Here is a 22125-nt window from a genome sequence, read left to right as displayed (position 1 = left end):
CGCCGATCAGGATCGTTTATTTGGAATCTTTGTACTGTTCTCCGCTTTCGCCTTCAAGCTTCGTATAAAAATGATTGCGGGAAGCTTCCTCAATCGCGCCATATGCCCAATGTTTGTGATCGACATCCTTCCAGGAAGGAGCAGGAACGTGAGTCAGCGGTCCGCGATTAAGAACCCGATTAATGATCGTTACGGCCTCCGCTCTGGTCAAATAACGATTCGGCTTGAAGTCGCCCTCTTCGTAACCGATCATGTATCCCGCATTCGACACGGCTGAGATTGCTTGATTTGCCCAATGTCCCGCGCCTACGTCATCGAAGCCGGATTGCGGTTCCGACGGCAATTCGAGCTCCAGCCATCTGGCAAGAATCATTGCCATCTCCGCTCTCGTAATGCCAGACTCCGGACGGAAGTTCCCTAACGTATCGCCAATCATCCACCCAAGCCCATTGAGCCGTTCAATGTTGAGCGACGCCCAGTGGCCTGCATTTACATCCGGATACAGCTGCTTAAACGAAGCCTCCGCTTCAAGCTCATTCACTCTAAACAGGATAGATGCCATCTCCGAGCGCTTAACGGATGCATTCGGTCTGAAAGTGCCGTCCGTATATCCTTTCATATAGGCGGAATGATGAGCGGACTCCGGTGTCTCCTCTTCAGCCTCTTCTTCCTCGTCAACTGGATTGACAGGGAAAATAATGACTGGAGCGCTCTTTAACTGAATAATCGTAAATGTACTGAACTTGTTGATTTCGATTTCCAGTCCGACCGGCACGCCATCCTTGTAGACGACAGTGCCTTGCTGAACAACCTTTTCCCCATCGCTGTGTTCAATGTAAATCCGCAGCGAATCAAGGAAGCTTGCTGCATTGCCAGTCGGCACTACAATACCGTTCTTGGCGAAAGGAATAAACAGCTTTGTATTGTAGTTGCTGTAGTTAGTCTCGATCTCCAGCGAGGAGCCGAGCACCTCAACTTGACGACCGCCTGCCGCAGTCCGAACGACAGATTCATTCGGAATTGCATCGTTGATTGCTTTCTGTTTGTCTGCATTTTTAACCGGTACAATACGGAAGAACAGATCCAGGAAGCTTTCATTCATTTGCGCCAGCATATCGTTGCCCATGCTCAGATGCGCAAAGTCGGTTTGAATTTCAAGCGAATTCCCGTGATCCGCCAACAAGGACATAGACTGCTGCGGAATTTCGATCGCGTATTCATCAGCCGGATCTGTATCTTCATTGACGTATATAACCGCCGGGTTGTCGGCGGTCAATGGATTGCCGGCAAACGTACCCGCGCTGGCTGCATCGAATATCGCCTTATCGATCTTGGATCCGTCGGACATTGTAATACGGTTAACGTCGACTTGCTGCTCTTGCTCTTGTTGTTCTCCGCCCTTGATATCGACTTGGCGTCCAACGGACTCGCTTATTTTGTCCAGGCTTTCGGATTTGACGATCAGCAGGAAGGTTCTGCTCTTCGTCATGCCGTTCTTGGAAATTTCGGCGGTCAGAATGACACTGACATCGTTAGCTTGACGGGCAACCGTCGCTTCAATCCGGTTGTTTAATGGCGAGTTGATCGCTATAACGTTCGGTTTGGCGGATTGCCATTGTACCTGCGTATCATGCGCTCCTACCGTTAGAACGAATACGTTGTTCGTCACGCTTTCCCAAGTATCCTGACCCTGGTACTCTACTGACAGGCGGCGCAATGCATTGTTAATCTGCTCCTCGGTCGTCAACAGCAAATCCACGATCAGCTTATCGCTTTCCAGCTTGCCTGACTCAATGATCGTAATTTGCAGCTCGTTTGTCTTAATCGGTCCCTTGACCGTAACCTCTCCGTTCGAACCCGAAGTGTTCGTCGCTCTGCCTGCTTCTTTGCCCTCGGCATCGTAGACGACGACCGTCGCGCCGTTCGGAACATCCTTGACGACGATCGTATCCTGTTGAACGCTGATACTTTCAATCTGTTCGTTCGTTGGTCTGGAGGATTGATCGCGCGCAATAAAGCTGTTTTTCTCGCTTTCCAGCTTATTCGGCTCCGTGACGCTGATCAAATATTGTACTCCCGCATCAAAGCCCGGATTCATTGCAATAACCAGATTTGTACTTCCGGATGTTGTGTTCTTCCTGGAAATAAGCAGCTTGCCCGTCGAGTCGTACACTCTGACGGTTGCTCCAGGGGCAACATCCTTAACGGTAATAACATCCTTGCTGGCGTTAACGATTGCCTGTTCCTCTCCAAGAGCAGTTGTCTGCTCCAATCCGGCAATGACCGATACAGTGCTGCTCTCCAGTTTGTCCTTCTCCTTAACGGACACCTTCACCGTATCGCCGCCGGCTATGCCCGGTGCTAGGATCGCAATCGTCAAGTCCGCGGAATCAAGGCTATCGTTGGTTATCGTGCCGATCAATTGATTGCCGGCATTATAAATATAAATCGTTGCGCCTGCGGGGACCGAAGCAACTTGGACCGTATCCTTCGTCGCATTGGTCGTAATACGATCAACCGTCAACGGGTCGGACATCACCAGAATGTCTACCTGAACAGCCAGACTTTCGAGCTTGTTCGGCTCCGTAATCGTTACATGAACCACTTCCGCTTCGCCAAATCCGTCGATAATCGTGACGGTTACCGTTCCCGCTGTATCGCTGTTGTTTGTCGCCGTGCCGATTTCGCCTTTGTCATCGTACACCGTCACCGTTGCACCCGGCGGAACGTTCGTCACCGTTACGGTATTGTTCGTCGCATTCGCCGCAACGTAGACTGGCTCAGCGCTTTGTTTGGCGGCTGCCTCTACGGTTGTTTTCGGGCTTTCCCCTCTGTTTCGTTCCGTAATCGTAACATCAACCTTTTGCTTGTCGCTCAGACCGCCGGGCAACGGAATCGTTACGACGACCGGACCCGCCTCGTCTTCTTCGTTCATTGCCGTGCCGATCGGATCGCCATTTGCAGCATACACCTTGATTACAGCCCCTGCCGGAACGTTCGTTACTGTCACCGTGTCGTCCGTCGCGTTGGCGGTTATTGCCGGTCCATCAAGCGCAACGCTTGGCAGGTAGTCCACAACCGCTTGCTGCGGCGAGCTCTCCAGATACCCGTCGATGACGATGCTGACTTGAATCTTATCGCCCAGACCTTCCAGGTTCTCCAGCGTCAACGGTCCCGCTGTTTCGCCTTGCGTAAGACGGCCCAACTCCTTGCCGTCCTTATCGTATACGATGATCGTCGCGCCAGACGGCACCTTCGTCACCGTTACCGTGCCTTCCATGCCATCCGCCTCGATGCTGGATTCGCTTGGCCATACCGCCTCGATTTGCATCTCCGCTTTGACCTTCTCGCTCTCCAGCTTATTCGGCTCCGTAATTGTTACATAGACGGAGTCCGACTCGTCATACTCTCCGCTGATTGTGACGGTTACCGGTCCAGCTGTATTACCGTTATTAGTAGCAGTGCCGATTTCGCCTTCTTCATCGTACACCGTCACCGTCGCTCCTGGCGGAACATTCGTTACCGTCACCGTATTGTCCGTCGCATTCGCCGTAATGGACGATTCCAACAGCGGCGGAACGCTTTGATCAGTGGTTGACGTAACGTTTGTTTTTTCGCTTTCCGTCTTGTCCGGCTCCGTAATCGTGACATCAACCGCTTGCCCGTCCGTCAGACCACCGGGCAACGGAATCGTTACAACGACCGAACCCGCTTCATCCTCTTCGTTCGCTGCCGTGCCGATCAACTCGCCATCCTCATCGTATACCTTGATTACAGCGCCCGCCGGTACGTTCGTCACCGTCACGGTGTCGTTCGTGGCATTGGCGGTTATCGCTGAATCCAGAAGGGCAGCGCTTTGCGTGTAGACCACGTTCGCTTGCTGCGGCGCGCTCTCCAACTGTCCTGCAATTACGATGCTGACTTGAATCTGATCGCCCATGCCTTGCAAGTTTTCCAGCGTCAACGGTCCCGCTGTTTCGCCTTGCTTAAGGCGGCCCAACTCCTTGCCGTCCTTATCGTATACAATGATCGTAGCTTCAGCCGGAACATCGCTCACCGTTACCGTGCCTTCGGTTCCGTCCGCCACGATACTGGAATCGTTTGGCCATACCGACTTCGTTTGCGTCGCAGCTTCGGTTTCCTCGCTCTCGGACATGTTCGGCTCCGTAATGGTTACTTTTACGATAGTCCCGTCGTTAAGGCCGCCACCGATCGTGACGATTACCGTTCCCGCTGTTTCGCCATTGTTTGTCGCTTTGCCGATTTCGTCGCCCTTGTCATCGTACACCGTCACCGTTGCACCTGGCGGAACGTTCGTCACCGTTACAGTATCCGTCGAGGCATTGGCAACGACAGTGACCGGCTTGGCGCTCTGCGTATACGCAGCGATTACCGCAATCGGCTCGCTTGCCGATTTGTCGCTGTCTTTCTTCGATACGAATACACTGTCTCCATCCGCAAGATCGATAGAAAGCTCGACAATAACCGTGCCAGAGGCATTGCCTGTATTTGTCGCAGTTCCAATTACTTTGGGTTGATCGTCATAGATGATAATCGTCGTGCCCGGAGCCAGATTCGTTACCTCAACCGTATTGTTGGTCACGTTCGCAGACACCTGATCCGCCGTTAGCGGTTCGCTCTGCTCATAAGTTACCAACTGAGAAGCTTTATTGCTCTCCAACTGCCCATCGATCAAGATACTGACATAAATCTCCTCGCCCATGTCTTGCAAGTTTTCCAGCGTCAACGGCCCCGCTTTTTCGCCTTGCTTAAGGCGGCCCAATTCCTTGCCGTCCTTGTCGTATACAATGATCGTCGCTTCAGCCGGAACATCGCTCACCGTTACCGTGCCTTCGGTGCCCTTTGCTACGATGCTGGTATCATTCGGCCATTCCGATTGAACCAGAACCACTGCTGTAGTCAGCTCGCTTTCGGACTTGTTCGGCTCCGTGATCGTTACTTTTACGTTAGTCTTATCGTTAAGGCCGTTTTCGATCTCTACGATAACCGTTCCCGCCGCAGCGCCGTTGTTTGTCGCCGTGCCAATGACCTCGTCATCTTCATCATACACCGTCACCGTCGCGCCTGCCGGAACGTTCGTCACCGTTACGGTGTCATCCGTCGCATTCGCCGCAACGTAGATTGGCGCAGCGCTTTGATCGAAATGCGCAATAACGCTCGTCTTCGCGCTTTCGAGCTCGCCCGCTACTTGCTGCGTGACGAACAGTTGTTGTTTATTGGCAAGATTCGTGTCGATTGCAACAACAACATCGCCTGCCGTGCCGCCTTCGTTAACCGCTTGGCCTAGCAGAACGCCATTCGCATCGTAGACGCGAACGATCGTTCCTGGAGCAATGTCCGCCGCCGTGACGGTATCCGTCGTCGCATTGGCGGCAAGCTGATCCGCCGCTAGCGATTGGCTCGGCACTTTGCCGTCGACGCCGACTTTATCGCTCTCGTATTTTTTTACTTCAATAATAGAAACCTCATAATGATCGCCGAGTTCGATTCCCGGAGGGAACATGTCGATGACCATGTCGCGCGTATTGGCTGTCCGGTTATAAATCGAGGCGATCTCATCGCCATCCTTGTCATACACGATGACCTTTGCACCGCTCGGCACATCCTCGACCGTAATGATGTTTGTCGCGCTATTCGCCGTAACATGGACCGGCTGATCGCTTGTTTCCAGACGGGTCGTTGCCGAAGTTCGATGGCTCTCGATTTCGTCATGGTTCTGAATCGTCGCTTCTACTTGCTGCAAGTCCAGCAGTCCGTCCGCAATCGTGACAGCCAGAGGGTTCGGGTCGGCAGCCGCAGCGGCTTCGCCGATTAACTCACCGGAAGCAGGATCATAGATACGAACCGTTGCTCCTGCTGGCACATCCGCTACATAGACCGTGTCCTTCGTCCCGTTGGATACAATCCGCCCAACTGCGAGCGCTCCGCTGCGCACCTTCGGCCTTATCGCCGTTTTGTCGCTCTCAAGCCGGATTCCGGTTTGATACGTAATGTAGATATTTTCTTCGCTGCTTAAGGAGAATGACAGATCCTCCGCTATGAGCTCGACGGTTCCGCCGGTCACTGACGTGATTTGCAGCGGCTCACTGTCGCTTTCGCTCCGGTAGATCGAAATTACCGCTCCTGCAGGCACTTTGCTCAGCGTTAATTGCTGATCCGTCGCATTGGCGACAATATCTTGCGCCAAAGGCGCAGTAGACTTGCCCACCAGTGTTACTTCAGTAGTTGTAAATATGCCGCTTGGACCTTCCGCCTTCACCGTAGAGGGACCCGACGTCCCGGAAGACGAAATGTATACCACGGCTTTGCCGTCAGCATCCGTTACAACCGACGACGGTTCGACGATTGCATCGTTCGTAGCCGTCACCGTAATCGGAATTTCATTTTGCCTCGTGCCGCCCACCGCTGTAATATCCAGCTTCCATCTGCCGTCCTCTTGCTCCGTCTTTGCGATCGTGTATCTTGTCGGCGCTTGCACATACGTATTATTGCGGACATCGATCGGGGCAAAATCGTTGGTGAAATACCATTTGGTAATATCGTGATTCTGATAAGCGCCGCCCGTTGCGGCCGTAAAACCTACATAAACGTCGCTGGAATTCAAAATCGATGTCAAATTTACATTTGTCTGAGTAAGATTCGCCGCTGTCGGCCTTGTATCGGAATTTTTGTTGACCCGCACTTCGATTTTCTTATTGAGGCCATCATAATCAACCCAGGCGTGAATCGTGCCGGATTTCATGTCCAATGTCGAAGTTGACAGCGACTGTACGTTACTTCCCCCCAGCACGCCGTTGTAATTGATTCCAATATGGTTGCTGCTGGGATCTCCCAGACCCGTTCCATTGTTCCACGTATCGAATTCGATGCCTACGCTTTGCTGAATGCCTTGGTAGCCCATTCCCCCGCCAGCCGCTCCCGCGGCGTTCGAGAAGGTTTGTACCGTAAACACGATACCGTCAGCCCAGCCCGGAGAAACTCCCCCGCCACCAGACAATTCAAACGTAAAATAAGAACTGAAGGAACGATTGTTTTTCAACGACACGCGCTCCATATTAAAGGCTGTTCCCCATTTTTGTTCAGCTGCGGGCGTCAATCTTAATCGGCCATTATTGTAGCTCGTAACGCCATTCGTTTTCAATCTGTCGTCATCGCTGAAAGAATCGTACTTAAACGTAATAAAATTGTCATCCGCCGCATAGACGCTGCTTCCGACTCCTGGAATTGCCACCTGAATGATTAATAGCAACGCCAACAACGATAATTGAAATCTTTTCAAGCTTAGCATGCATACCTTCCTCCCTGGCATCTAGTTAAACTGCTGATCCATAAACATATAAGTTTTTTCCAAACATTCGCTAATCGAGTATCTTTCGACACGAGTAAAATAGACTATGAATTATGTTATTTCGTCATAGAGCCTCCCTCTCGTAGGTAACATCTAATAGGATTGCATGCTCATCTGACAGCGAATTTCGACAATATCTACTAAAATAGTACCATTGCCCTCTGAACAAACGCTGAACAAGTTCTGTTCGTCACGCCATGGCTCCGAAAAGCACAAAATCGCCTGAAGTTGTTTCAAAAAAAACAAAAACATCCAGTCACTCACTGCCTAACGGACATAAATAACGTTATTCTTCGATTTTTTAGACTTTCGAAAATCTAAAGGACATGTACGACATTATTGGCATCATCACCGTGCAAATCGGCTCCATTACTACCCAATAGTGTTTTTCCCGTCCGTTAGATTTTGTTTGAGGTTAAAATCGGACAAATAGCGTCGCTGGTGTCTGTTAAATTTTTCAACCTGTTGTTCACAAGTCTTAGAGCCGCAAAAAAAAAAAAAGGAACCCCTCTTCCACTTTAAAGTGAAAATCGGGTTCCTTGTCGCGTTTATTTATTTGATTTGTAGTCTAGCGGGCTAATTCCGATATATTTTTTGAACACCTTGGAAAAGTACGTCCGATCCGAGTATCCCAGCTTTATGGCGACCATCTCCACCGACTCGCCCTGTTCAAACAATTGCTTGGCAATATCCATCTTGTACCTATGCACATATTCGGTAAAGTTAATGCCTGCAATCTTCTTGAAATAACGCGAAAAGTAGCTCGGATTCAGATACAGATGGTTGGCCACGGAAACCGAAGACACGTTCTCGGCCAAATGGGTGCTGATATATTCATTGATTTCGTGCAGTCTTGGCTCCTTCATGGTCTCCCCGCGATCTTGCATGCCGCCCAATTTGCCTACATGCTGCTTCGCAAGCTGGAGTGCCTCCCGAGAAGAAATAATATGCGGCAACAGCGCATGCAGATGCTCCTTTTCGTGTTGGATATTCCATTCGTAGTCCAACGACCGCAGCATTTGGGACAGATGATACACATATAATTGCGGCTTCAGCATGACCGTCCGGGCATAGTTCTCCATTCGCTCCAATACCGCTTCTAACGAACTCAGATCCTGCTTTTCATTGGCCTGCAGCAGTTCATCCTTATACCTTTTAAACTCTTGATCGTTGACTGTCCATATAGAGGGAGCATCATCGGACAAGTGGGATATGGTCCATGGTTTGTAATAAAGCGCCTGTTGGGCTTCCATTAATTGTTCATGAACCGTCTTGATTGCGCCGAGTCCATTTAGCTCGCCGCTAATGATGCCTCTCATCTCAATCTTTAGATAACTTTTGATTTTTTCGCGGAGCTTCTCCAAATAAGCTTCAAATTCCTTACGGATGTTAACGGCCAGGTTGGGCCTATAGTTCAAAATAAATACGAACTTGCCTGCTTGCTCCTGCGGAATAATAAGGACCGGCGCCCAATCGGCAGCCGTCTCTTCCGCAATGTTGTAGAAGGCATAGTGGATCAGATCCAGATCCTCATAGTGATAATGTTCCAGCAGAGAGGCGTAATCTACCGTTGCCGCAGCCAGCATAAAACGCGGCTGTTCCCAGCGCATTCCAATCTTCTGCAATAATTGCGACACCTTCTGTTCATCGAGCTTGCCGCTGAGCAGACGCCACAATTGTTTTTTGATTTGGTCCTTATGGTGTTCCAGTTCTTCCCTGAAGGACAACTGATCGATACGCTCCCGCGATTCGTCGGCCAATTTGGATGCTTTCTGCAAGCTGCCCATTAATTTCTCTGTCGTTAATTCATACTTGATCAAATAATCATCCGCTTGCAGGTGCATGGCGCTTCTGGCATAACCAAAATCCTCATGGCATGTGACAAAGATAAGCCTTACAGCGGGGTTGATCTCGCGGACACGAGTGGCCAGCTCGATTCCGTCTATTTGCGGCATCCCGATATCCGTAATGACGATATCGGGGTCCTTCTCGCGAAATAACTCCAGCGCCTTGACGCTGGAGAAAGCGGTTGCCACAACCTGCAAATGCAAGGACTCCCAATCGATCATCCGTTCCAAATAACGAAGCATCGGCACATCATCGTCTATAATCATCACTTTTCTCATTCGAATCCCCCCTTTTCGCCATCTTGCAATGGAATACGCATGGAAACCGTCAAACCTTTATCCGCATTTTCATAGACCCGAATGGAAGAAGATTCGCCGAAAGTCAGTTGCAGCCTGCGCAACACATTAGGCAATCCGATACGTTGGTTGGAAGCGGTCGGTTCCTTGTCCTTTTCCAGCGTGGAGTGCAAGTTTGCCAGCGCAGACGCAGGTATTCCTTTTCCATTATCTGCAACATCGATCACAAGGTCATCTCCCGAAGCATAGACCTCTACCCGGATCATCGGATCCGCAGGGAAATCGGGAAGTTTCGAGAAGCCGTGAATAATTGCATTTTCTACCATCGGCTGCAACATCAGTCTGGGCACCATGAACCCTTTCCATTCATCGGGAATGTTAATGTGAAACTGAAAGTCCATTTCGGTACGCATCTTCATGATCTGGGTGTAATCGACCAGCAGCCTGCACTCGTCTTCCAGCGTGCTCATTTCATTGACTCTCATATAAGCGCCCAGTAAGCTCATTAATGAGCCAATCTGCCCGCTATGAATCCGATCCCCGCCCAGCGCAAGGTTGCACTTGACTGAATTTAAAGTATTAAGCAGGAAATGCGGATGAATTTGCGCGAACAAGGCCTGCAGTTCGATCACTCTTTTTTCTTCCTGTTCCTGCTCGATGTTCAAGAGCAGACGATTGATTCTGTCCAGCATATTATTGAAAGCGATCCCGAGAACGGACAGCTCGTCCCTGCCTTTTACCGGGAAACGGACGACGCGATCGCCCTCGCCGAAATTCTCGGCCACCCGGCGAAGCTTGTCCAGCGGGCGATAGAGCTGCCTCCCGATAAAGATGGAGATGAATAAAAATAGAATCAAGCAAACGATGATTAATAGAATATGGATACGGAAAACGTAAGTCAGTTCCTTGGTAATTTCTTTGTAAGAGAACCGATAAATCAGCTCCCACCCCGTAATAGGCACTTTAGACCGAAGCTCTACCTGATTGTTTTGCGCAATCGCGGCCGTTCCCTCCATAACATGGGAGAAAACCTTTGCCCCGTTCTCATTGACCAGTTCGATTTGCCCAAAATTGACGGTTGACATCACTTCCTGGAAATAATGGTTCGGAATGCCGATAAACAGGGTTCCCAGCCGCTCGCCCGTATATAAATGATTGACGGGACGCATGGCCATATAAAAGGTATCCGATTTCCGCCAGTTGCTTACCTTAAGATCGTCGGCCATCATCCATTGCAAACGGTTGGGATTCGCGTTGGTAATCCAGTCGGAAACCTCTTTCTCGGCCACCCATGTTTTGAGCGAGCGAAAATCAAGCTCATTATTGTTTCCATAAACAATATAACCCTGCTGATTCAGATAAAAAATAGAGGCGTTCATCCCCGTCGTTTTGGAAAATACCAGATCGATATATTCCGAAATCGCCATCAAACTTTCGTAATCCTTTAAGGATTGCAGAACCGATACATCCTTGAAATTTTTCAGAGATTCCAGAAAGGCCGAGCTTTTGTTAAAGCTGACCAGATTGTTGGAGTAAATAACATCCTCGACCGATTTGGACAAATCGTGGGCAATCATATTGATCACATTATGCTGGGAGGCCTTTACCTTATCCAACGTAATATCTTTGATAACGATGTAGGCAAGCAAGCTCGCGCTGAAAAGGGGGAGCAGGATGAATAAAAGAAATGATAACTGGATGCGCAAATAAAACGAATATTTATGAAACCACTTCATCATGCCCTGCTCCTCCAATTTACGCTCATTATAATGTGACGACATGATACCCTTAAAACACATAATAAGGCAACCTTCAAAGGTTACCTTATTATACATTTTCTATAAGCAATCTTTATCACTTGGATTGTTTGATAATTTTGTTGGCTTCCTCTACCATCCATGCTTGCGCGTCCGCAGCCGATGTTTTATCCAGCAAGAACATGCTCAGGCCGTCCTCCAACACTTTCTTTAATTGGCTGGAATAAGCCGTGGAGAAAGTCGGATCGTAAGGGATATGGACACGGCTGTCGTATACCGTATTTTTGAGGGATTCCACATCGATCAGGTCCTCAAAGCCGCCTGCCATGCTGGAGATGACGAGTTCCGCATCTACGCTTTTGGAACCTGGGAAGTCGGTAATAACGTCCGTTTGTTGCGCCAGGAATTTGATAAAGTCATACGATTCCTTCTTGTGCTTGGAGTTGGCTCCGATCGCATTGTAATGGCCGCCTACATAGGAAGAACCGATTTCTACGCTTTCCGAAGAACGCGGCAACGGCGCAAACACCGTTTGGAAATCATGCGGATATTTTTCCTTGTCCTTGATCATGCCAACCAGGAAGGAGCCCGCCGGAACCATGGCAGCCTCGCCGTTCAGGTACTCGGATGCATAATGCAGCTTGGATGCAACGACATCCGAGAATGGCTTAACTGATTTGCTGTCTTCCAGCGCACGGCGCATATCGAAGAAGTCTGCAAACACTTTTTCGTCAAATACCGGCGTTTCGTCTTCTTTCAGGTAAGGATGCGGCAATTCGTTATAAGCCGGGAAGTTTGCATATTCGCCCCATGTGTGGAAATAGGTGCCGTATTGCGCGTCCTTGGTCATCTTTTGCGCATACTCGCTGAAGTCATCCCATGTCCAACCCCAAGTCGGAGCCTCGAGCCCAGCCGCATCCAGAGCTTGTTTGTTAATCGCTACAAGCCACGGCTGCGCCAAATCCTGAATGCCGTATACCTTGCCGTCATAGATCGGATTGATAAAGAACTCGTTCTCCGGTTTAATGCCGTCAGCGCCCAAATATTCGTCGATCGGAGCCAATATGCCGCGAGCTGCGCGTTCAATCAAGAAATCGACATGCGAGAAAGCGACAACGTCGATGGCATCGCCCGTACCTGCCATAATGTCAAGCTTCTGGTAAAAATCCGTGCTGCTTGCATTCGTAACCAGCTTTACGTATTCCACTTTGACGTTAGGATTCGCTTTCTCGAAGTTGGCGATTTTTTTCATCGTATTTTCTTCGGCCGTTCCATCTTCCCAGCTATAATACTTAATCGTAACGTCTTCCTTCTTTTCGGTTTCCTTGCCGCCCTGCTCGTTCGAAGCCGTTTGCTTAGGCGTTTCCGTAGCTGAGTTTCCGTTATTGTTTGGCGAGCTGCATCCTGCTACCAGTGCCAGGCTGAGCATGGCGGTCGCCAACACTTTTACCGTTTTCATTTTTATTTCCTCCCTTTTTGTATACCAGTCGTTCTTCATTAGTATCTTACAATGCCGTTTACCCGGACACCGTGTACAATCTTTGCATTTACGTGCACTTATTTGACCTTATCCCTTTACTCCGCCTACCGCAATTCCTTTAATGACTTGTTTCTGCAAAATGATAAAGACCAGCAGCAATGGCAAAATAGCCGAGACGGCAGCCATCATGATCGCCGCGTAGCTGGTGCTGTACATTCCCTGGAACGATTGAATGCCTAGCGGGACCGTGTACAGTTTGCTGTCTACCAGGAAGATCAGCGGATTCTGATAGTCGTTCCAGGACCACATAAACTTCAGAATGCCGGCGGTGGCCAAAATGGGCTTGGCCATGGGCAGGACAATCTGCCAGTAAATCCGGAACAGGCCCGCTCCGTCTATTTTGCCTGCTTCGATAAATTCCTGGTTGATGCCTAACATGAACTGCCTCATCAGGAAGGTCAACGGGATCGAGAATGCGGTCATGACAATAAGAGCCGCATGCGTATTGTATAATCCCAGCCATTTAATCAGCACGTAACGAGGCACCAATGTCGATTCCGCAGGAATCATAAAAAAGGTCAGCAGCATAAAAAACACGATGTTTTTGTAACGGAACTTCATTTTGGCGAACGAGAAACCGGCCATCGACGAGAAAACCAGCGTAAGAGCGGTTGTAATCAAAGCGATCTTAATGGAATTCATGTAATAATGTCCGAACGGAACTTTTCCGTACCATACGGTTTGAAAGTTATTGATCAGGTTCCAGTCGGTAGGTATCCATTGGACGGGAAACTTCATAACATCCTTTTCGATTTTGGAGGCTGCCGACAGCATCCAGAGCAGCGGAGAAAGGAACACCAAGGAGAGGAGCCCCATCAACAATGTAACGATAATTTTTGATATTTTTAACTGCGCCATGGACAACACCTTTCCTTAATATTGATTGCGCTGCATTCTGACCGTCAACAAGGTTATAATGCCAATCACGATAAACAGCACCCAGGATAACGTAGCCGCGTATCCCATGCGAAACTTCTGGAACCCTTCTTCATAGAGATAATAGACCAATACATTCGTCGCATTTCGCGGTCCGCCGCCAGTCAGGAAGGCAACCAGGTCAAACACTTTAAATGAATTGATGACCGAGGTGATCGTCAGGAAAAACGTCGTCGTTCCCAGCATCGGGACGGTAATGCGGGTAAACTGCTTCCATTTGTTGGCCCCGTCGATTTCCGCGGCCTCGTACAGATCATCCGGAATAGCGGTCAGGCCCGCCAAGTAAATAACGACATTGTAGCCAATGACCTGCCATACCGCAATAATGATAATGCTCCACAACGCGAAATCCGTGCTTCCCAGCCATTTGGGCGGGTCCATAATCCCGAAAGACATCAGCAGGTTGTTGATAACGCCTTGCGACGGGTGGAACAGGACGGAGAATACAGCCGCTACCGCAACTGTCGTCGCGATATAAGGGATAAAGAAAACCACTTTAAAGTATCCTTTGAAGTAAAGAACCGAATGAATCACGACCGCAATAACCAAGGCGATTATAATACTGAGAGGCACGGTCGCTGCCGTATACAATAAATTGTTTTTCAGCGTAATATAAAATTTCGATTCCTGAAACAATTGAATATAGTTGTCAAAGCCGACATAGTTAATGCCTTTAAGCCCTGAAACCAGATCCCAGTCGGTGAAGCTTAGATAAAGCGAAAAAAGCAAAGGAAAAGCTCCCAGTACAACAATACCGATCGTCTCGGGAGCAATAAATAGCCACCCTAGCAACGTTTCTTTCCGAGAACCCGTCCAATATTTTTTTTTCAATGATTCCGATTTGGGCAGCGAGATTCGGGATTGAGAATTCCCTTGCATATTGTTCTCCCCTCATTCTGTTGTTGTATGATTATGACCCCATTATAGTACGCCTACGGCAGCCAAAATGCTGACGATTTATACTACAATGTGCACTTTTTTGACCTTAACGTACCTGCAAAACGCCGCCCCCGTCTTCCTGACGCTCGTGCCCGCGTATCGCTGACAAGCCAAAAACAAAGGCACAATAGGGAGCTGACGCCCTCCTATTGTGCCTTTATACCAAAAACTAAATTATTGTTTTTCCAATATACGCAAGAGCACCACTACCGCTTCCGCCCTTGTTGCCTGAGCGTTTGGCGCAAACGTGTTATTGCCCCGGCCTGTAAGCAGGCCCGCATTGCGCAACTCTTCAATAGCAGCCTTAGCCCATTGCGGTATGCTGGTATCGTCTGCAAAGCTGCTGCTATCGACGTTTGTCGTATTCAGCCCAAGCGCTCTAGCCAGCATGACGGCCATCTCGGCCCGCGTAATTTGCTGATTCGGACGGAAGGTGCCGTCGGTGTATCCTTGGATAATCCCTCTCTCAATGCCTTGCGCAACCGCTCCCGCGGCCCACGAGCCGATCTGTCCGCTATCCGCGAATGCAGGCGACGATTCCGCTGCCTCCCACTTGAACAGGTTAGCCAACATCGTGATAAATTCCGCACGGGTAGTTGCGGCATCGGGCTTAAATACTTGGTCCGGATGCCCCTTTACAATGGCCAGTTCCGCTGCGCGTTTGATAACAGCTTCTGCCCAGTGGCCTGCCACATCCTTGAATTCTACCTTAGGCGTCTCTTCGCCCGGTTCTTCCTGTTCTTCTTCCTCGACAGGTTGTTCCGGCTCTTCAACAGGTTTCTCCGGTTCTTCGACAGGTGTAGTCGGCTTCTCCGGAATGATGATCGGATCGCTGCCATTTGTGGTTGCCCTAACGCTCGGGCCATTGGCGCTCCGGTTGCCGGCTGCGTCCAATGCCTCCACCTTAAACGTATAGCTTGTGCCTACCGACAATCCGGTTACTTGGACGCTTCTGGCATCGCCTGCAGCTTCCTTGCTTCCGCCTGCCCACGATACGACATATTTCGTAACGCCTACGTTGTCTTCTGCCGCCGTCCAGGACACAGTCAGGCTAGTTTGCGTAATACCCGACACGGTTGCCGCGCTGTTGTTTGGCCAAGTTGGAGCCAACTCATCGACTGCAGGTGCAGGAATTTCGGAATCCTTGAATGCTTCAATCGCTGCCGTCAGATCATCCCATGCTTCATCCACTGCTGTTTGCGTCGCGGCTTCATTGCCCGCAGTCTCATTTGCAGCTAGGAGCGCAGCGTCCAGTGCTTCAATTGCGGCTTGCAAGTATTTGCCTGGCGTTGCGGCCGCATCGGCAAGGAGTTCTTCTGCCATCTCGATCGCAAGATTTAGATCCGTTTTGTCCACTGGACCGAGTTCATGCGCGCCGATGTCAGGCGCGTCTCCGTAATAAAGCGGCGTACCGTATATATCATGCTCGCCCGGATTTGCAATAGGCGTTCCTGCATCAATGGCCGGAGAGCCTGGCTGCAGCTTGAACTTGGCAATGTTGCGATCCCAAATTTTCTGATCCCATGTATCCATGACCTCATCCGCCGCCGCTGGGTTCGTCAGCATAGGATTGCCCGTAACGAGGCTTGCATAGGCTTTCGGACTGCCCGGCAAGCTGGCTATTGAGGCGGGATAGAACAGATTATGAGACACGTTAGGCGCATCGTACCCCGCAGTGAGCGGCGAATATTTTTCCAGCGTGCCGTCCACCTGTACGATATTATTTTTAAAGATCATGTTGCTGACGCGTCCCTGATTGCCTTCATTGACCAAATATTTGACCGTATAACCTTCGCCAATATAGATCGTATTGTTATAAATGGCGGTATTCGGTTGCATACAGAAAAAGATTTCCGTGCCTTGACCGTCATTTTTACTAATATTGTAGCGGAAAATATTGCCCGCTCCCGCGCTTGTCATCGTCAGCAAAAATCCGCCGCGATTATGATGGCTGTAGTTGTACTGATAAATATTGTTGGTTACGTTAATGTCGAAATCAAATGCTTCGCCGTCATTGTAGCCGTGAACGCCATCATACACTTCGTTGTATTGGATGACTACCGCGTTCGTCTCATACAACCAGAGGCCCGCATAGTTGGTAGAAGACGGATTTTTGCTATGTTTTCTGACGATATTTTTTTCGATCAGACCTCCGGACGATACTTCGGCCATCACGATTCCGTCACCGTACACCTCTTCGATCAAGTTGTTTCTAAACACAATGTCCGTACCTTTTATATTCGTGGTATCCTGGCCGTTGCGATGGATTTTGGTCCGCAGACCTTCGATTGCTACGTCCTTTACATGCGAATTTTCTACCAGAATACGATTAAAGCCGGACGGGATATTCGTCACCTTGCCTTTTTCGTCCACCGTGTCGCCCTTAAACAAAATGCCGCCCGAGAACTTCGCTGCGCCCGTGCCGGAATTGACGTCATGGACGTACACATTGCTGATCGTAATATCATTGACATCGCCCGCTCCGCCTGCGACAACCATAATGCCGGCGCGCAGGGCATTGTTAATTGCTGGCCCCGTATTCGTCACTTCCAGGTTGCGCAGCTCCCAGCCGGACAGGTTGTACAAATGTACGGCGCCTTCCGCAATCATGTTGCCGGTATCCAGATGAGAGATGCCGTTGCCGTTAATGATCGGTTTGCCGGCCGAAGCTTCGCCGTAAGCATCTACGACGATCGGCGCTTCCGCCGTACCCGAGCCATGCGGTCTGAACTGGCCGTTCCAGATCGAGCCGCGTTTGAACAAAATCGTGCTGCCCGCCTTAAATTCGGCCGCATTTAATTTCTCCAGCGACTTCCACGGCGTTGCTTCGCTTGTGCCGTCGTTATTGTCATTACCGGCTGCGCTGTCTACATAATAAGTGCCGACCGGCGTATCAACAAGCCTGGTGAGCGTATATTCCGCTCTTGTTTCATTTCTTTCGGAATCCGTGGCTACGATCGTAATTTTATTTGTGCCTGTGCGCAGCGAAATGTCGTACAGATCGTTGCCCGTCGAGGTTACGGTTTGCCCATTGACCGATACCGCCAACGTTACATCGACACTTTCGCTTACCGACTCCGCCTTAATTTCTACATTGGACAAAACATCGGTAAAATAAATGTTTTGGTTCTCGATTCCGTTTACAGTTAAAACAGGCGCCGGCACGCCCTCGGTAATCAATAGTTTGGCCGCATTTGCAAGATCGTTTTCTTTGCTGGCCATAAAAATGCCCTTCTGGTCATGCCCGTTGTCCATCTGCAGGACAAGGTTTATAGTTCCCAGTTGCTGCCCGGGAGCCAACGCAGCCAGCTTGCGATTGATGTATTGCGAAATATCCAAATAGATCGGCTGGTTGTGACCCTTTCTTTCGTAAGTCGCATCGGTGGCCTTATCGCCATTTGCCGGGGCGTTGCCGGAAGTCAAGGTCTGTTCGTTAAACGCCGGCACTTCGTAAATGCCAATGACGTCGCTTGTCCGGTCCGTACCCATCAATTCCTTTGCAAAAAGCTGAATGACCGCTTTTTTGGCATAAGGCTTGGTATTGGCGGACAAGTCGAAGGATAGATACACTTTACGGGTAGTAGGAGTCCCCGATGCCGCCGTTTTTAAGTGCAATCCGCCTTTTTCGGCGGAGCTGTTATAGTTCGTATTCGGGTACCTGATATCCGTATACACGTCGGCAACGACCGGATAGGCGGTCACTCTCTCATATTCCACCACAAACACTTGCGAAGCGGATCGATTGCCGGCGGCGTCTACTGCGCTGACCTCGATCACATTGCGCCCGGCGAGCAACGAAACCGTATTGGCGCCTCGAAGGGCAGGAATCGGATCTCCCCCGTTAACGATCAACGAAATTGCCGGATTCGCGTCCACATTGTCAATCGCGTTAATAGTAAATGTCAGTTGCTCGCTTGTCACCTGCTGGCCGTTCGTTAAGCCGGTCACGGTTACGTTCGGCGGAAGCTTGTCCACATATTGTTCGTAAATCATAAGATGCGGCGTATATTTTGCATTCTCGCGGTACTGCGACGCAAAGACCATCCCGGCCTGATCGTCCACGGCTCCGGAATAAAGAGCAAGAAACAGCTCCGATGCGGCGTTTCCGTCGATAAATCGATCTTTTACATTCGTAATATCGATTTCGACCCAAGTGCCGTTAAGCGAGCCGCCAAAGCTCTGCCCGCCCAACAAAACCTTGCTGTCGCCCATTAAAGGATCCGTGTTATTCCATGTCCAGTTTTCTTCGCTAATGCCTGGATTATCGGTGCTGAACACGTTGATCGTGTCCTGATTGCGGGTTCCGAAACGATCCGCCACATACAGAACGAGCATGACCTTCTCCACATCGGCCCAATTTACAGCGTCCGGGCCCGGCATATTAAATTGCAGATGGCTTCTGCGGCTGGCGCTGTCGTTGGCGGACCATTTCACTTCGAGCCTTTCTTTGCTGCTCGCTCCTCCGCTAACCGTTAAGTTTGCATAGTCGCCGCCGCGCACCGCCGCGCCATACGCGGAATCAACGCGAATTGGCTCGCTCACGGCAGCCTCGCCTTCCGGCAGTTCATCGGCAAATGCCTGCGGAGCTTGCATGGAAGAAAAAATCTGGAAAACGAGCATTGCGATTAACGCAAGGAGTAATGGTTTTCGCATCTTCTTCAACCCAATCATCCCTTCATCATCATCATTATTTTTATCTCTTGCATCCTTGCATCTGCACTTGGACCTACTTCATTTGCAACTCATTCCACTTCGCTTCATCTTTGACGATGGCCGCTTGGCTCACCGCCTGGTCGATCTGCTGCTCGAATCGTTCCTCCTTGACCGCATCCTCGATCAACAGCTTGACTTCATCGAACGTCCCGCCTTCTCCCCGGCTCCTTTCCGTACAAAGTACAACAAAGTGCTGGTTGCCGTATGACATCACTTCACTCGTTTGATTGGGGCTTAATTGATACGCTTGCTCCTTCAGCATCATCCCCAAATCCGATGAATTCTCATCTTTTCCTTCCTGTTTTCCATACTGTTTTTCCTGGATTCGCAACGAGTGTAAGCGCTTGTATTTTGGTAAAAGCTGTCCGGCGGGAATGCCGTTTCGAATGTCCTCTGCCAGCTTGTAGGCCGCTTCCTGTTCCTCTTCCGTATTGTCGCCCGTCCAGCTCACCTGCCATGCCGTTAACTCGTCGGGCGCTTGGAACAGCTGTCTATTCGCCTCATAACGCTCGAGCAATACTTCTTCTGGAACCGCCTTCAATTTTTCCTTAAATTGATTTTTGGCCTCCAGCACCAGCTTGCCGTGAAACAGCATGTATTCCTGAAGCGGGCTCAGGCTCTCCGCTCCGTATATACTTTTTTCCGCTTTGCGCATCGCCTGCTGCACATCCTGGAATTCGGCGCTTTTGATCAGACGATACCCGGCGGCCACTTGCTGCTCCGCCTTGATCCGTACAAGCTTGTCAAGCGCATTGCTGCGGGCAACCTCTATCGGCACCTCATCGCCGTAGGCCGTTTCCCAAAAGTCGCCGCTATACTCCGCGCTGTACTGTCTGGCAAAATAGCTCGCCGTCGCCGCCTTTTCATCCTGAAGGAACAGCTCGAACTCCTCTTGATCTACGGGAATGCCATCAACCGACAGCAGTGCCGGTCCAGGAGCTTCGTCCTTTCCGTTTGCCATCTGGGCAATGCCAAAAATCAATAGTATCGTTCCGATCATAACAATGGATAGTCCGACTTTTAGATAAGGGTGCATGTTGAGCTTCACCCTGCGCATACCCACTTACAATCCCCCCTCCCTTGTTGAAAATAACCAAAGTCTCCGGACCGGACACTGCCTGGAGAATCTCTATGATTCCAATCATATCTTTTGCAATCGGGCTTTATTGTGCGTTATTTTGATTTGCTTGTGCAGTTTTTTTACACGTTCTCGAAGATATGTGCAGAAAACTCGGGAACAACCAAGGCGAATCGGCTGCGTTACGACTCAACAGTCTTTTTCTGAGGCCGTCGATTCATTGTGTGTAACTGGGCTGAAACGTTCTGCTTTCGCTAACGGACCTCAGTGCCTCTATGTGCAGCATTTTTACGATATTGAAAATCTAACGGACTCAGATAACGCTATTTGGTACAATTCCTCCCATTCTATACGGTTTTGACGGAAGTAAGGTCGTGAGTGTCCGTTACAATTTGAACAGGCCTCATTTTTGCGAAATAGCGACTGTGGTGTCTGTTAGATTTTTCAACCTTTTGTTCGCAAGTCTTGGCGTCGCATCATTTCTTTTGCAAGAACAAATAGGCCCATGCGCGATTGCATGGGCCTTCTTATTTCCTTTATTCCAGCTGTATCGTAATAAATGACGATGAGCTGCTATTTAAATCAGGCAGGAGCCTTGAGGTGGCGTAATATCTCGGTGTTATGCCTTGGTGTTTTGCATTGGTGTTTTGCATTGGTGTTATGCCTCGCTGTTATGCCTTGGTATTAGATCCCAGGCTTCTGCTGACGCTCCATGCCGATCCACACCAGGCCGAGCGCGATGCAAATGCCGCCGCCGAGTTGCAGCATCGTCACCTGCTCATTAAACATAATATAGCCGACAACGACGGCGGATGCAGGAACGATGTATCGGAAGAAGTTCGCGCGAGCGGCGCCGATCTTGAACATGCAGGCGTTCCAGACGACGAAGGCGAACAGCGTGCAAATCAGAATATTATAACCGATCGCCGCGTAATGTCCCGCGCCGAGGCTTGCCCACTCCACCTTGCCCCAGCTCCCAAGCGTCAGCGGGAACATAAACAAAGCCCCGAACAGGATAAACCACGCGCTTACGCGCAACGCGGAATACTGTTTCATCAGCGGCATGCAGGCAAGATTAAACAGCGCGCCGATTATGCTGACTCCCAGGGCGAGCAAATTGCCAATCATATGCTCCGAAGACAGATCGAGGCCGTCTCCTCCGCCCGTAATGATGAGCACGACGCCGACGGCCGCGGCCGCTCCCCCGACCGCCAGCCTGCTCGTAATTTTTTCTTTCACAAACAGAGGCGCGAGCAGCGCCGCGAAAATCGGCCAAGGCGCTACATTGAGCAGCGACGCATTGGCCAGCGTTGTGTACTTAATCGAATACATGACGGCAATCTCAAGCACCGTAACTCCGATAAGTCCGATCACTGCGAGCTTTAGCGCCGATTTCCACGTAATGCCGACGCTGCCCTCCCTGAGCTTTAGAAGCAAGAAAAAGAAGGGAATCGCGCCTCCGAACCGGATAAACGTAAACAATATCGGATCGAACGTCTCCATCGCCGAGCGCGAAACGCCGAAGTTGGCTCCCCAAATAATCGAAACTAAACCAAGACCCACATAATAAATCCATTTTCTGTCCATCTAGCGTCATCAACCTGCCCCGTTGCCCTCTAAGTTCCACCTTACATATTGAAGGAAAACGC

Annotated in this window: 9 protein-coding genes; all 9 read right to left on the bottom strand. The window is 50.0% G+C overall.

Annotated features, from left to right (window positions below):
- Window positions 1-16: 16 nt before the first annotated feature.
- Window positions 17-7309, bottom strand: a complete 7293-nt coding sequence (locus PAT3040_RS23600) for an S-layer homology domain-containing protein (protein WP_181376795.1) — start codon at window positions 7307-7309, stop codon at window positions 17-19.
- A 608-nt stretch (window positions 7310-7917) separates the two neighbouring features.
- The gene (locus tag PAT3040_RS23595) at window positions 7918-9495 is read right to left on the bottom strand and encodes a response regulator (RefSeq protein WP_108994612.1); all 1578 of its coding nucleotides are present in this window, start codon (window positions 9493-9495) and stop codon (window positions 7918-7920) included.
- Window positions 9492-11252 (bottom strand): sensor histidine kinase, encoded by a 1761-nt coding sequence (locus PAT3040_RS23590; protein WP_181376794.1) that lies wholly within the window; start codon window positions 11250-11252, stop codon window positions 9492-9494. The genes PAT3040_RS23595 and PAT3040_RS23590 overlap by 4 nt, the downstream gene beginning before the upstream one ends.
- A gap of 115 nt (window positions 11253-11367) precedes the next feature.
- On the bottom strand, window positions 11368-12729 hold the full coding sequence (locus tag PAT3040_RS23585; protein ID WP_181376793.1) for an ABC transporter substrate-binding protein: 1362 nt from the start codon (window positions 12727-12729) through the stop codon (window positions 11368-11370).
- 108 nt (window positions 12730-12837) lie between these two features.
- Window positions 12838-13668 carry a carbohydrate ABC transporter permease gene (locus PAT3040_RS23580; RefSeq protein ID WP_108994609.1) on the bottom strand — a complete coding sequence of 277 codons (831 nt, stop codon included), beginning with the start codon at window positions 13666-13668 and terminating at the stop codon, window positions 12838-12840.
- A gap of 15 nt (window positions 13669-13683) precedes the next feature.
- The gene (locus PAT3040_RS23575; RefSeq protein ID WP_108994608.1) at window positions 13684-14625 is read right to left on the bottom strand and encodes a carbohydrate ABC transporter permease; all 942 of its coding nucleotides are present in this window, start codon (window positions 14623-14625) and stop codon (window positions 13684-13686) included.
- 234 nt (window positions 14626-14859) lie between these two features.
- Window positions 14860-19338: an S-layer homology domain-containing protein gene (locus PAT3040_RS23570; RefSeq protein WP_181376792.1), complete on the bottom strand. Its 4479-nt coding sequence runs from the start codon at window positions 19336-19338 to the stop codon at window positions 14860-14862.
- Between the two features lie 73 nt (window positions 19339-19411).
- The gene (locus tag PAT3040_RS23565) at window positions 19412-20461 is read right to left on the bottom strand and encodes a hypothetical protein (protein ID WP_146200527.1); all 1050 of its coding nucleotides are present in this window, start codon (window positions 20459-20461) and stop codon (window positions 19412-19414) included.
- Between the two features lie 699 nt (window positions 20462-21160).
- Entirely contained in the window at window positions 21161-22063 is a 903-nt protein-coding gene (locus tag PAT3040_RS23560) for a DMT family transporter (protein WP_108994605.1), read from the bottom strand.
- Between the last annotated feature and the right edge of the window lie 62 nt (window positions 22064-22125).

The organism is Paenibacillus agaridevorans, assembly GCF_003112455.1.
Lineage (GTDB): Bacteria > Bacillota > Bacilli > Paenibacillales > Paenibacillaceae > Pristimantibacillus > Pristimantibacillus agaridevorans.
This window is presented reverse-complemented; position numbering and strand designations above follow the sequence as displayed.